The sequence below is a fragment of the Roseateles sp. So40a genome (genome assembly GCF_048081605.1).
In the GTDB taxonomy this organism is placed as follows: Bacteria; Pseudomonadota; Gammaproteobacteria; order Burkholderiales; family Burkholderiaceae_C; genus Roseateles.
Map to the genome: position 1 here is coordinate 3,060,867 of NZ_CP182288.1, position 13,663 is coordinate 3,074,529.

Annotated in this window: 11 protein-coding genes and 1 pseudogene; 7 read left to right on the forward strand and 5 right to left on the reverse strand. The window is 68.9% G+C overall.

From position 1 onward, the window contains the following. Positions 1-17 precede the first annotated feature (17 nt). From ACNI65_RS13905 to ACNI65_RS13920, 4 genes are all read left to right on the forward strand, one after another. Positions 18-1,877: a glycoside hydrolase family 13 protein gene (locus ACNI65_RS13905; RefSeq protein ID WP_416757341.1), complete on the forward strand. Its 1,860-nt coding sequence runs from the start codon at positions 18-20 to the stop codon at positions 1,875-1,877. Positions 1,878-2,165: 288 nt separating this feature from the next. Further along, a complete protein-coding gene (locus tag ACNI65_RS13910) occupies positions 2,166-2,369 on the forward strand; it encodes a hypothetical protein (RefSeq protein ID WP_416757342.1) in 204 nt (67 codons plus the stop codon). A gap of 65 nt (positions 2,370-2,434) precedes the next feature. Then, positions 2,435-3,091, forward strand: a complete 657-nt coding sequence (locus ACNI65_RS13915) for a hypothetical protein (protein WP_416757343.1) — start codon at positions 2,435-2,437, stop codon at positions 3,089-3,091. Between the two features lie 87 nt (positions 3,092-3,178). Then, positions 3,179-4,081: an amidohydrolase family protein gene (locus ACNI65_RS13920; RefSeq protein ID WP_416757345.1), complete on the forward strand. Its 903-nt coding sequence runs from the start codon at positions 3,179-3,181 to the stop codon at positions 4,079-4,081. On the opposite strand, the gene ACNI65_RS13925 is transcribed toward ACNI65_RS13920, so the two are convergent. Next, on the reverse strand, positions 4,082-5,227 hold the full coding sequence (locus ACNI65_RS13925) for a hypothetical protein (RefSeq protein WP_416757347.1): 1,146 nt from the start codon (positions 5,225-5,227) through the stop codon (positions 4,082-4,084). It abuts the gene before it with no gap. A 67-nt stretch (positions 5,228-5,294) separates the two neighbouring features. Next, entirely contained in the window at positions 5,295-7,205 is a 1,911-nt protein-coding gene (locus ACNI65_RS13930) for an amidohydrolase (protein WP_416763625.1), read from the reverse strand. Between the two features lie 254 nt (positions 7,206-7,459). Between ACNI65_RS13930 and ACNI65_RS13935 the strand changes: the two genes are divergently transcribed. Then, complete coding sequence (locus ACNI65_RS13935; protein ID WP_416757348.1) at positions 7,460-7,642, forward strand: hypothetical protein; 183 nt, start codon at positions 7,460-7,462, stop codon at positions 7,640-7,642. A 149-nt stretch (positions 7,643-7,791) separates the two neighbouring features. On the opposite strand, the gene ACNI65_RS13940 is transcribed toward ACNI65_RS13935, so the two are convergent. From ACNI65_RS13940 to ACNI65_RS13950, 3 genes and pseudogenes are all read right to left on the reverse strand, one after another. After that, positions 7,792-9,144, reverse strand: a complete 1,353-nt coding sequence (locus ACNI65_RS13940) for a hypothetical protein (protein WP_416763626.1) — start codon at positions 9,142-9,144, stop codon at positions 7,792-7,794. Positions 9,145-9,180: 36 nt separating this feature from the next. Continuing rightward, a pseudogene (locus ACNI65_RS13945) lies at positions 9,181-10,476 on the reverse strand (hypothetical protein); the annotation flags it as partial. After that, positions 10,476-11,585 (reverse strand): porin, encoded by a 1,110-nt coding sequence (locus tag ACNI65_RS13950; RefSeq protein ID WP_416757349.1) that lies wholly within the window; start codon positions 11,583-11,585, stop codon positions 10,476-10,478. The pseudogene ACNI65_RS13945 and the gene ACNI65_RS13950, both read right to left, overlap by 1 nt. A gap of 181 nt (positions 11,586-11,766) precedes the next feature. Here ACNI65_RS13950 and ACNI65_RS13955 point away from each other — a divergent pair, with 181 nt between their 5' ends. Both ACNI65_RS13955 and ACNI65_RS13960 read left to right on the forward strand, forming a co-directional pair. Continuing rightward, positions 11,767-12,687 (forward strand): LysR family transcriptional regulator, encoded by a 921-nt coding sequence (locus ACNI65_RS13955; RefSeq protein ID WP_416757350.1) that lies wholly within the window; start codon positions 11,767-11,769, stop codon positions 12,685-12,687. After that, on the forward strand, positions 12,680-13,660 hold the full coding sequence (locus ACNI65_RS13960) for a Bug family tripartite tricarboxylate transporter substrate binding protein (protein ID WP_416757351.1): 981 nt from the start codon (positions 12,680-12,682) through the stop codon (positions 13,658-13,660). Before ACNI65_RS13955 ends, ACNI65_RS13960 begins: the two co-directional genes overlap by 8 nt. The last annotated feature ends 3 nt before the right edge of the window (positions 13,661-13,663 follow it).

Sequence of the window (13,663 nt, forward strand, 5' to 3'; positions counted from 1 at the left end):
CCTTGAGCCTGCTTGTCATGACGCACACTCCCGCCGCCGCCGCGACGGCCGCTTCCGTCTCCCCTGCCACCGCCGTGGCGCTTGACCGGGTCGAACCGCCGGACTGGTGGGTCGGCATGAAGTCCCCCGAGCTGCAGCTGATGCTGCACGGCGCGGGCATCGGCGCGCTGCAGGCCGAACTCGCGCCGATGCCGGGCGTGACGCTCGTCGGCACGCGGCGCGGGGACAGCCCCAACTACCTGTTCGTCGACCTGCGCCTGGCGCCCGACGCCCGGCCCGGCACGCTGACGCTGCGGCTGAAGCGCGATGGGCAGACCGTCCTCGAGCATCCATACCCGCTGCGCGCGCGGGTGGCGGGCTCGGCCGAGCGCGAGAGCTTCGGCCCGAAGGACACGATCTACCTGGTGGTGCCCGACCGCTTCGCCAACGGCGATCCGCGCAACGACGAGGTGCCCGGCTTGGCCGAGGGGCTGAACCGCGCGGACCAGGGCGGGCGGCATGGCGGCGATCTCGCCGGGCTGACCGCGCACCTGGACTACATCGCCGCGATGGGCTTCACGATGCTGTGGCCCACGCCGCTGTCGGTGAACGACAGCCCCAAGTGGAGCTATCACGGCTACGGCGCGACGGATTTCTATCAGGTCGATCCGCGCTTCGGCAGCAACGCGGACTACGTGCGGCTGGGCGCGGAGGCGAAGCGCCACGGCATCGGGCTGATCCAGGACATCGTGCTGAACCACATCGGCGTGCACCACTGGTGGATGAAGGACCTGCCGACGGCGGACTGGGTCAACGCCTGGCCCCAGTACACGGAAACGCATCACGCGCGGATGTCGCTGCAGGACCCGTACGCGGCGCCCAGCGATCGCAAGCGCTTCAGCGACGGCTGGTTCAGCCCGGGCATGCCCGACCTCAACCAGCGTCAGCCGCTGCTGGCGACCTATCTGACGCAGATGAGCCTGTGGTGGATCGAGACCGCGGGCCTGGCGGGCGTGCGCACCGACACCTACAGCTACTCGGACAAGGACTTCCTGGCGGTCTGGTCACGGCGGCTCAAGGAGGAGTATCCGAAGCTGAACATCGTCGGCGAGGAATGGAGCCCGCATCCGGCGGTGGTGTCGTACTGGCAGGCGGGCAAGCGCAACCACGACGGGTATGTGTCGTCGCTGCCCAGCCTGATGGACTTCCCGCTGCAGGAATCGCTGCTGGCGGCGCTGAATCAGCCGGATTCGCACGACGGCGGGTTCACGAAGCTGTACGAGGCGCTGGCGCATGACTTCGTCTATCCGGACCCGGCGAACCTGGTGCTCTTCGAGGGCAATCACGACACGCCCCGGACCTACAGCGTGCTGCACGAGGACCTGGACCTGACGAAGATGGCGTACGCCTACCTGGCGGTGGTGCGGCGCATCCCGCAGTTCTTCTACGGGTCGGAGATCCTGATGACCAGCCCGCGTCATCGCGACGACGGCGCGGTGCGGGCGGACTTCCCCGGCGGCTGGGCCGGCGACACGGTGAACGCGTTCACCGGCGCGGGGCTTGGCGAGCGCCAGGCGGGCGCGCAGGCGTGGCTGAAGCGGCTGCTGAACTGGCGCAAGTCGGAGCGGCTGGTGCACGAGGGCGCGCTGATGCAATACGCGCCGATGGGCGAGGCGTATGTGCTGTTCCGCTACGACGCGGCGAAGGGCCTGGGCGGCAAGCGGGTGATGCTGGTGATGAGCAAGGCGCGAGAGCCCCGCGAGCTGGACCTGTCGAGGTTCCCCGAGATGATCCGCGCGGGCGACGCGGCCGTGGATGTGATGACGGGTGAGCGCAAGACGCTGGGCCAGTCGATCACGCTGCCGGCGCGATCGGTGACGGTGCTGATGATCGAATGAACGTGGCGGCCTGACGGCTGCCTGTTCGATGTCATGCGAGAGGCTGCGGGATGCAGACCTCTGCTCGGTTTCCCTGAGACACGGGGTCGAAACCGACTTTCATGAGCCAGCGTTTCAGCATCTTCTTGCTGAATGGCTGGCCAATCCTCTTCATTCAAGTCACGGGAAACTCCCACGGGAGCGCTTTCCCGGGGCGGACAAGCTCCGCCCGCTCTAAGAGACTTTCTCCGCGGCCGCAAATTTCCCCCTTCCAACAACGGAAGGGCTTTTTGATTCACGGAGATATTCATGTCCATTCGAGAACTGACGGAAGCCGAGATCGAAATGGTTTCGGGCGGTGATGCCGCAGCGACCCGGACGCCGGGGCAAGACGCATGGGGGGAGAGCAACTTCGGCGGATACGCCCATTACCAGCAAGTCCTCTGGGACTTCTGGTACTCGACACACAGCGTGATCGACGGCGCTGGCCGCGATACGCAGTGCGCGCAGTGATGCGTTAGCCGTCGCTCCCCCATCACACAAGCGCGAGGGGCCAAGCCCCTCGCCAGGAGGCAACCATGAAAGCACTCTGCGGGCTGCTGCTCAGCCTGCCGCTACTTGCCGTGGGACAAACCGGCGTCACCGCCCACACGGACGGGAAGACCGTGTGGATCGAAGACGGTGGACTGGGCCCGAAGGAAGTCGAGAAAGTCCACGAACTCTTCGCGACCCATTGGCATTACGAGGCGATCGTCGTCAGGAACATCATGGGCGGCGTGGACCTCGCCGAACAGATGCTCTACACGAAGTTCGCCAACAAGCCGGTCACGGTATCCAGTCGCTGCCTTTCAGCGTGCGCTTTGCTCGCCTTGGCCGGGGATCCCGTCATCCTGAACCGCGATGCGGTCCTCGCCATTCATGGCACCTACTCGCGCGTTGACGGCAGCCTCAACGCTGAACGTTCCTTGAAAGGCCTGGACTGGCTGGCCGGGCGCCTGCCAACCGTCCCGAAGGAGACCCTCCGTACCGCCCTCACCTTTCCTCGCAAGGACGACCAGGGGCTCTTGATCCGGCCCGCCAACGACGGTTCAGGCTTGATCGCCGTCGACCTCTGCCAGCGTCTGCCCGACCAATGCAAGCGCGTGCGGTACATCGGTCCGGGGGAGTCGCGAATGACGCTGGCCGAGCCCACCGCCATGTCGTCAGCGCCGACCACGGCGAGGGCCGTTCCTTAGCCCACGCACCTCCCGGAGCACCGTCTCGAAGCGATCCGACGCAGAATCCCCGCCATCGCCGCGCTGTCTCACTCCGGGAGTTCCGCCATGGTCCCTGCCCTGCGCTCGTTGCTGCACGTGATCGCCGCGCTCGCGCTGTCCCCGCTGCCCTCGCTCGACGCCCATGCGGAGGACTACACCGGCCCGATCTTCGACGCGCACCTGCATTACAACGAGGAAGCCTGGAACGGCCGCGACGGCCCGCATCCGCCCGCCGACGTGCTCGCCCGCCTCCAGCGCAACGGCGTCAAGGCCGTCCTCGCCAACTCGCGCCCCAACGACGGCTCCCGCTCACTGGCCTCGATGCTTGAGACGAAGGCCGCCGGCATCACCGTCATCCCCTTCGTCCGGCTCTATCGCACCCGCGCCGACTACGACAACTGGTTCCGCGACCCCAGCATCGCGCGCATGGTTCAGGACGAACTCGCGCGCGGCACCGCGTCGGGTCCCTATCGCGGACTGGGCGAATTCCACCTCTACGACAGCGCCAACGCCCGCGGCCCCATCGCCCGTCAGCTGATGGCGCTCGCCGACGAGAAGGCGCTCGTGGTGCTCGCGCATGTCGACGACGCGGCCATCGAGCTGCTCATGGACGCCACGCCCTCCAACGGCCGCGATACGCGTCTGATCTGGGCCCACACCGGCATCAACGGCGCGCCGATCGCGCGCGTCGAGGCGCTGCTCGCGAAGTACCCGCGGCTGATGGGCGAGCTGTCCTACCGGCCCGGGCTCACCTGCGACGACGGCAAGCTCTGCTCCGACTGGCGCGCGCTCATCGAACGCTACCCCGATCGATTCCTCATCGGCTCGGACACCTGGGTCAACCAGCGCTGGTTGCACTACGACGCCACCATGAAGGGCTACCGCGCCTGGCTCGGCGATCTGCCCGCCGACATCGCGCGTCGCATCGCCTGGGGCAACGCGGCCCAGCTCTTCGGGCTCACGCGGTGATCAACGTGCCGGCGCGCTCGGTGACGGGCTTCGCGATCGAGTGATCGCGGCGAACGCCTGCACCGCGGCGGATGGATGTTGCGAGCGCCAGGCGTTCTCGAGGAAGGTCCGGCGGTAGAGCTGCGCCGCCTGGCTCTGCGGCTGCCAGTCGGGACGAGGATCGAGTGATCGTCCCCGGCCCCAGGAGTCTCCCGCCTTCTGCGCCTCCAGCCATTTGCCGGCTCGCGTGGGTGAATGCCTCCGCGAGACCGCCTCGTCGGAGGGAAGCAACCCGAGCCGTCCCAGGCGGCAGCCGACGATGGCCGCGCCCGGGCGGCTGCGCGTATCGGCCCGCCCATCCCCGAACACGCGTCCATAGAAGGTGTCGTACTTGTCGCCGCGCTCAAGGCCACGGCGATCTCGCGTGGCCAGCAGGTCGGCCACCAGCGTCTTCTCGAAGGACGGATGCGAGCGGCGCGCCGTGTGGCACGCGTGGAGCAGGTCGCACAGGGCCGTGGCCACATTGGACGAGGTCGCACTCGCCGAGGCCAACGCCAGCAGCAGCGGCGGCTGGTCGCGTCGGTCCGTGCGTCTCAAGGACTCCAGCGCGAAGCCGGGATCGATGTCCTGGCGACCGACCAGGCTGGCGAGCAGCCGCACGTACTGCACGACCATGGACTCCGCCCTGAGCGCCCGGCCTCCCCTGCCACGCCGGGACAACGCCGTCCATCGGACCATCATGTCCAGCAGATCCTGCCTCAGCAGGCCGTTGAGGCGGGAGTTGCCGGAGGCCGGGCTGAACCAGGCGATGACCGCGAGCGCCTGCAGACGCGCGACACCATCGTCGGAGGTCTGGATGTCGCGCTCGGCGACGCTGTGGTCATACCAGGCCTGGGCCCGTTCGAGGCTGGTTCGTGGCCGCCCCTGCGGGAGCATCCAGTCAGCCACCGAGCCGTCGTAGAGCGCTTGCGCGGGGAAGTCCACGTAGCGGGGGTCGCCATGGGACAGGGGATCGGCCCCGTCGTGAATCCCACCGGCGTCGATGGCGAGACCGGACTCGCTCCTGCCGTAGGCAGGCGGCGGCGTTTCTCCAGAACTGACCGCGTCGTCATAGGACGGCGGTGGTTCGTAGGGGTTGAGATGAGGGACAAGGGTCAGGGGCGGCATGAAGGCTCGGGGCGAAACGAAGCGCACCTAGTCGGCGTCCTTCGGGCCGGGTTCGTCGGTGCCGCCCTCACACGTAGCAACTGCAGCCCAGCGATCCCCAGAACGCCTGCGCCGCCGACGCATCGCGCGCGGCGCTCGCCACCGCCGTGTGGTCGTGACCGTGCACGCCGCACTGGCTAGCGCAGCCGCACATCGCGGCGTATTGATACCGACGCTCCGCGTCGCTCATCGACGAGGACGTCGACTTGCGCGCCTGATACCCGCCGTAGCTGCGCACCGGCGACCAGTCCGGCATCGCCGGCGGCAGCGCGGGCGCGAGCGATGCGTACGCGCCGCTGCCATGCACCGGCTTGCCCGCCACCACCGTCAGCACCGAGGTGATGTCCTGGATCTGATCCTCGGGCACGCTGAGGAAATCGCGGTCCAGCACCGCCAGATCGCCGAACGCGCCTGCCTTGAGCACGCCCTTCCTGCCGGTCTCTCGCGAGAACCACGCCCCGTCCGCCGTCATCAATCGCAGCGCCGCGATCCGGTCCAGCCGGCGCTCTTCCGGATAGAGCACCGTCCCGCCGATCGTGCGGCCCGACACCAGCCAGTACAGCGCCTGCCACGGGTTGTAGCTGTTCACGCGGGTCGCGTCGGTGCCCAGCGACACCGGCAGCCCCATCTCCAGCATGCGCTTGACCGGCGGCGTCTCGGCCGTCGCCTTCAGCCCATAGCGGCGGATGAAGTACTCGCCCTGCATCGACATCCGGTTCTGCACGGCGATCCCGCCGCCCAGCTTCTTGATGCGCTCCAGGTTCTGCGGCGTCACCGTCTCGCAGTGATCGAAGAACCAGCCGAGCTTGTCGATCGGATGGTCGCGATGCACCTTCTCGAAGACATCCAGGCTGCGCGACACCGTCTCGTTGTAGGTCGCATGCATGCGCCACGGCCAGCCGTTGCCCGCCAGGAAGCGCACCACGCCCTCGAGGTCGTTCTCCATCGCCGCGGGCATGTCGGGGCGCGGCTGGAGGAAGTCCTCGAAGTCCGCCGCGCTGAACGCGAGCATCTCGCCCGCGCCATTGAGCTTGTAGAAGTCGGTCCCGTCACCGGGCTTGCCCATCCTGGCCCAGCGCTGGAAGTCCGCCAGTTCCTGCTTCGCCTTCTGCGGGAACAGGTTGTAGGCGATACGCACCGTGAGCCGGCCTTCCTTGGCGAGCTTGTCGATGATCCCGTAGTCGTCGGGATAGTTCTGGAAGCCGCCGCCCGCGTCGCCCACCGACGTGACGCCGAGCCGGTTCTCCTCGCGCATGAAGTGCAGCGTGGAGTTGAGCTGCTGCTCGGGATCGAGCTTGGGCCCGAGGTTCAGCGTGTTGTAGAGGATGAACGCATTGGGCTCGGCCAGCAGCAGCCCGGTGGGCTCGCCGCGCGCGTCGCGTTCGATGATCGCGCCGGCGGGTTGCGGTGTGTCCTTGGTGTAGCCCACCGCGCGCAGGGCCGCGCGATTCAGGAAGGCCTGGTTGTAGAGGTTGAGCACGAACACCGGCGTGTCCGGGGCCGCCGCGTTGAGCTCGGCCAGCGTGGGCATGCGCTTCTCGTCGAACTGGAATTCGTTCCAGCCACCGACGACCCGCACCCATTGCGGCGCGGGCGTGCGCGCGGCCTGCTCCTTGAGCATCAGCAGCGCCGCGCCCAGCGAGCGCACGCCGTCCCAGCGCAGCTCCATGTTGTAGTTGAGCCCGCCGCGGATGATGTGCATGTGCGAGTCGGTCAGGCCCGGGATCACACGGCGCTTCTCGACGTCGACCACCCGTGTGAGCGCGCCTGCGAGCTTGACGATCTCCGCGTCGGTGCCCACGGCCATCACGACGCCGTCGCGCAGCGCGATGGCGGTGGCGTCCGGCCGGGCCGGGTCCATCGTGGTGATGCGGCCGTTGCGCAGGATGAGCTCGGGCGCGCCGCCCGATCCCGACTGCGCGAGCACCGGGCCGGCCATGACGCTCAGCCCGAGCGCGGCGGCGGCCTCCATGAAATCGCGGCGGTTGCCTTGCGGCGCGTCCTCGCGGCCTTGGCGGATCAGGTCGGTGAACATGGCGTCTCCTGTCGGATGAACCCGCCGATTCTTCGCCCGAATGCCGGATCTGGCTTCTCCCAAAGTGGGGACACCCATCAGGGTGGGCGCGACCCTCGAAGGGGTCATTGCGACGCGGGTGCGGCCTGCCTACGCTGCGGGGTTTTCAAGGAGTCCCCATGCAATCACTTTCCGAAAGGTATGGCTTTCCGATCCCGGACAAGCTCGACGAGCGCCCGTCCAAGTACGGCGTGCCCACGCCCGAATCGGTCTATGGGCCAGCAGACCCTGCAGTGATCGAGCTTGCCGAGAAGATCATCGAGGAGCACCGGGAAGTGCTTCGCGCATTGGCCAAGCGGTGATCGACTTGTGTGCGGTCTAACATTTCTCGCTCGCGATCAGATCGCCATCTCTCGCAGCGCTCACTTGGAGGCTGTGATGGTGGACGTCGCGCAAGGGCTGGTGGACGCTCGGGAACTGGCAAGGATCCTGCAGTCGTTTGAGCGGCCCTTCACGGCCGATCCCGTTTGACCACCCGCGACTCCAGCGGCTTGACCTGATAGTCCGGTTCGAAGCGGCAGGTTGAGCCCAGCGTGGCCTTGGCCTTCTCGCAGCCCGCCGCGATCGAGGCCGGCGTGGGCTTGCGCCCCTGCGTGACCCAGCCGGTCAGCGCCTCCATCAGCGCCGCGTAGGTCGGGTCGCTCAGGTAGCTGTGGTCTTTGTCGCCGGTGAAGGTCTGCACCAGCGCATCGCCGCGACCGGCCGCCGTCATCGTGCGTCCGAAGCTCTCCTGCAGCTCGACCATCGCCGTCGGGTCGTGGATCGCATGCACCGTCAGCACCGGCACCGGGATCTTCCCGCCCAGGTCCGCATCGGCCGACAAGGTCGCCACGGCCTTCGCATCGGCCGCGTAACGCGCCACGCCCGCGTTGAGCGCCGCATCGTCGCTCGATCCCGCGTAGACCGCGCCGACGTTGCCGAAGGGACTCGCCCCGCCAGTGCGCTTGAACGCGATGTCCTGGAAGTGCCAGGTCGCCCAGTTCAGATGCGACTGGATGCTGCGCTCCGGGATGTGGATCACGTCGACGATGGTCTTGACCTTCGCGGCCTGCTCCGGCGTGCGCTCCGACGCCGGCTTGTTCAGGCCGAGACACTCGTCCACGCGTTTGGCCAGGTCGGCTTGCTTCATCGTCGAGTCCAGCGGCAGACCGATGTTGAGCGGGTATTGCGGCTCGCTGGGCAACGGGTGGTTGCGGCAGAGGTATTGGTAGACCACGCGCAGGTCCAGACGGAAGTCGTAGCTGCGCGTCCCGCCGCCGAGCACGCCCGAGGTCAGCAGCACCGCGTCATACGGCTTGCCCTCGGCGAACAGCTCCGCGCCCTTGGCCGCGACACTCGCTCCCCAGGACTGGCCGTGCAGGTAGACATGCCTGGGCTTGGCCACCTTGGCGATGAACAGCCGGCGCAGGCGCTCGTTGTCCTGCGCCGCGGCGCTGACGGCGACCCCGCCCTGCCGGTAGCTCGACGCCGCGAACGCGTATCCCAGCCGCGGCATGATCGTCCACCGCTCGACATCCTCCGTGACCCGCTTCATCGTCGGCGCGCCCAGGAAAGGCCCCCCATGCGCGTGCACGACCAGATCGCCGTTCCACTGCCTGGGCATGACGATCATGTAGAGCGCCCCCGCGCTGTCCTTGCCGCTCAGGCAGCTCGCGCCCTCGCCCACACCGGTCGGGCAGGCCGCCGGGCTCGGCGCGGCCTCGGCCGCCATGTCGAAGCCCGCGTCCCCTCCGGGCGCGCCCGCTGGCGCGGGGCCCTTCGCGAAGGCGGCCGGCGCCGCGGCCGTCAGGCCGATCGCGACCATCGCCGCGGCCCGGCCGAGTCGCTTCATCCGCCGATGTCGCAAGGCCCACATCACGCCCAGCGCCAGCGCCGTCAACGCGAGCGATCCCGGCTCGGGCACCGCCGCGATGAAGCCGAGCTGCTCGCTGGCCACGCGCTGCAGCAGCACGGCATCGCGGGCGCTGATGCCGAGGTCGCGCGCGGCGATCTCGTCCAGGCCCAGCACCGACGGATCCACGCCGGTGATCGTGCCGAACAGCGTCAACGCGCTCAGGTAGGACCCGTACTTGCTCGCATGGGTGCCGTCGTCGAACCACAGGTCCAGCAACCCGTCCGTCGTCGCCGTCGACGCGTACATGTCCGGCGTGGCCACGCCCGACGCGATCGCGCGCATGAAGGCCTCGCCCACCGGCGCGATGCCCGCGATGCCGCCCGATCCATCCGTGCCGGCCATCAGCGCCGCCGCGGCATAGGCCTGCCTCAGGTCCTCCGTCATCGCCTGCAGCGACGGATAGAACGACGGCGCGGGCTGACCCGTCGGCGTGACCTCACCGGTCGTCTCGTCCGTCACCGTCGTGCTGGGCGCGTTGACCAGGTTGGGCCGCGCCCAGGTCTGGTAGAGGTACACGTCCGCATCCGCGTTGGCATTGGCATTGCCCGGCACGTTGCGCAGCAGCGAGCAGGTGCCCGTGGAGGCGCCGGTGATCTCCGCGCACCGGGCGTTCGTGCCGCCGATCAGGTCGCGCTCGCGGTAGCTCAGCGCGTTGCCCTGGTGGATCCAGTTCTCGATCAGGTTGGTGTACGTGCCGAAGTACGCCGGGTTGGACGCCAACCCGGGCTGCTTGGTCAAGGGTTCGTCGCTCTGCTCCTGCAGCACGACCTTGTCCCAGGACTGCGCGCCGATGTTGCCGCGCAGGTCCCAGCCCGCCGAGTTGGTGTTGAGGAACTGGCCGCGCAGCGAGGCCGCGTTGCGCGCCGAGATCGACACGTCGTAGTTCAGCCCGACCTGCACCGTGAACTGCTTGAAGATGCCGGCCACGCCGCCCCAGGGATGGGGCTCGAAGCTGTTGGCACCGCTTGGATTGCTGGCGTACATCGCCGCGGTCAGGTCATGGACGTTGGCCGCGTTGTAGCTCATCACCGGGTCGACACGACCGAAGGTGTAGCTGTTGCCGACGAAGAGGATCTTCGTGGCCTCGGCATGGGCGGTCATCGGCGCGACCATCGCGGCGACGGCGGCGGCCGCGGCGATCGACAGCGAGACCGTGACGGCACCGCGTCGAAGCGGACGGGGCATGGAGAGGGACATCGTCGTGCTCCTGCGTGGCTGAGGGGTGAGGCGTTCGACGCCCATCAGAAGTTGTGGCGGATGCCGGCTTCGACGCCGCCGCTGTCGCCGCCCGGCACCGTCGTGGCGAGGCCCACGTTGAAGCGCGTGCCGCGGCCCTTGTTGTCGATGCGCGAGATGTTGCCGTAGAGCGCCGTGCGCTTGGACAGGTCGTGCACGTACCCGAGCGCGATCTGGTTGGCGTCGCTGGCGACATTCTTCGCCTTGAGCCAGGTATAGGCGAAGCGCAGCTCGCCCTGCGGCCAGACTTCCCATTGCGTGCCCAGCATCGTCGCGGTGGTGCTGGTGATGCCGATCTCGTTGCGGCCCCACAGCGCCATCAGCTTCGCGGGGCCCCACTTGTAGGACAGGCCCACGTTGCTCTGCGTGTAGTCGCCGGTGGCGTAACGCGTCCTGGACATCGCCGCCGATGCGTTGAAGGTCTCATTGCGCCAGCCCACGCGCACGCCGGTCAACTGGCCGTCCTTGCGCGTCGGACCCGCGCCCTGCTCGCCCAGCGCGAGCATCGCGTGCCCGTAGAACCCGTTCAGGCCCGAGGGCGTGAAGTAGCCGATCGAGTTGGACGCCCGCACGCTGGTGCGCGCGGTCGTGCCGCCGGCGGGCACCGGGTAGAAGAGCAGCCCTGAGCTGCCCACGCCGTTGGTCCCGAACGGATGCATCGAGGTGGTCAGGTTGCCGAAGGACGGCACGTAGTCGCGGCCCAGGCGCAGCTCGCCCCAGTCCGCGGACGAGATCTGCACCGTGGCGCGCCGGCCCCAGGTCAGGCCGCCGCTGACGGAGTCCTTGTTGTTGGTGCTGGTGGCGCCGCTGGTGCCGTCGTCGACCGCCACGGCGGACTCCAGCCAGAAGCCGACCTTCAGGCCGCCGCCCAGGTCCTCGGTGCCACGCACGCCGAAGCGGCTGGACGTGTTGCCGTCGCTGTTGACCAGGTAGCGCGTGTCGCTGCCGCTGGACTTCAGCGCCTGCACGCCGATGTCGAGCAGGCCGAAGAGCTGCACGCTGCTGTTGTTGCCGCTGCTGTTGGCCTGCGCATGGGCCAGGTTCGCCGCTCCCACCGCGCTCGCGGCCAGGACCAGGGCCGCGGACGCGCTCCTCGCATGTCGTGTCGTGTTCATCAACGTTGTCTCCGTCGGGGTTGTTCTAGGTATCCGGGGCGGACCTTAGAGACCGGGCCTCATAGCGTCAAATACACTGATCGGCAGAGTCCGAGACGATTTCGATATGGGACGTACGTAGCTTTCCCCATGCGGTGGGGAGCCGGCGCGGCGAGCCTGAGGACCTGGAGACAACGCAGACATGGACCTGAGACATCTGCGCTATTTCGTGACGGTCGCGGAGACCGGCCACATGACGCGCGCCGCGGCGCTGCTCGGCATGCAGCAACCGCCGTTGAGCCAGCAGATCAAGACGCTGGAACAGGAGCTGGGCCTGGCCCTGCTCCACCGCCATCCCAAGGGCGTGAGCCTGACCGATGGCGGCCGGCAGTTCCTGGACGAGGCGCGACGGCTGCTGCGCGACTACCACGACATGCGCGACCGCATGGACCGGCTGGCCGGCGGCCAGCACGGGTTGCTGGCGATCGGCTTCACGAGCTCGGCCGCGGCGCATGCGTACACGCCGTCGGTGCTGCGCGCCTGTCGCGGCGAGCATCCCGGCATCGCGCTGACGATGACCGAGAACCACGCCGCCGGCCTGATCGAGGCGATCGTGAAAGCCCGGCTGCACTGCGCTTTCCTGCGCGTGCCGGTCGCGCAACCCGAGGGCGTGTGCTTCGAGACGCTGCTGACCGAGCCCGCGCTGCTGGCACTGCCGCTGGACCACCGCCTGGCCACCGTGCCGCGCGCGGCCACGACACCGGTCCCGCTCGCGGAACTCGAGGACGAGGACCTGATCCTCGTGCGCCGCCCGGGGGCGCCCGGTCTCTACGCCAACCTGCTGGCGCTGTGCGAGCGAGACGGCGTCAAGCCGCGCAGCTTCGTCGAGGTGGACCGGATGATGATGAACCTCAACCTGGTGGCCGCGGGCGCGGGCTTGTCCGTGGTGCCCGCGTCCATGCGCGGCGTGCATGCGCATTCCATCGTCTTCCGCCCGCTGGAGAAACACGCGCGGCTGGAGGCGCCGCTCACGCTGGCCTACCGTGAGCACGACCAGGCCGGCCCGACGGCCACCTTCCTTGCGCTCGCGCGGCGCATCGCGCTGGACCATCGCGATGCATAGGCGCTCGGCGCTGAAGGCCGCCGGGATCGCCGCGATCGCTGGCATCGACGCAATGGCCGCCTGCACGCGCGCGAGCGCCGCGCCGGGCGCCGAGCCCTGGCCCACGCGGCCGCTGCACCTGATCGTGGCCTACCCGCCTGGCGGCGTCAGCGACGAGACCGCCCGCGCGCTGGCCGAGTTCATGAGCGCGCGGCTCAAGGTGCCGGTGATCGTCGAGAACCGCGCCGGCGCGGGCGGGCTGACCGCGCTGGAGTCGCTCGCGCGTGCCGCGCCTGACGGGCACACGCTGGCCTATTGCGCGATCTCGCCGTTGGTGTTCGCGCCGGCCAGCACGGGATCCACCACACTGCTGCGCGACGTCGTGCCGGTGGTCAGCCTCATGGACACGCCGGTGCTCGTGCTCGCGCATCCCTCGTTCAAGGTCCGGGACTTCGCCGCGATGCTCGCCGCAGCGCGGGCCGCGCCGGGCCGGCTGCGCTGGGCCACCTCGGGTCACGCGACGGTGGGCCACATGGTGCTGGCGCAGGTGCGCGCCGCCGCGGGCGTGGACATCATCCACGTGCCCTACAAGGGCGGCGGCCAGCAGCTCACCGATGCGATCGGTGGGCAGTTCGAGCTGCTGTCATCCAACGTCGCGTCGCAGCAGCTGCAGTACGTGCGCCAGGGTCGGCTCAGGGCGCTGGCCATCGGCTCGCCGGTGCGTCTGCCGGTGCTGCCCGATGTTCCGACGCTCGCCGAGCTCGGCTTCGCCGAAGCCAACCTGGTGTCGACCTTCGGGATCTTCGCGCCGCGCGGCGTGCCTGACGAGCGCCTGCGGCTGATCAACGCCGTGATCAACGAGGCACTGCGCCAGCCCGAGCTGCGCGCGCGCATGCTGGACGTCAGCAACCTGCCCACCGGCGGCAGCGCGGCGGACTTCGCGGCTCGCATCGCCAAGGAGCGCGAACGCGCGCTACGCGTGCCCGCGGACTGAGCC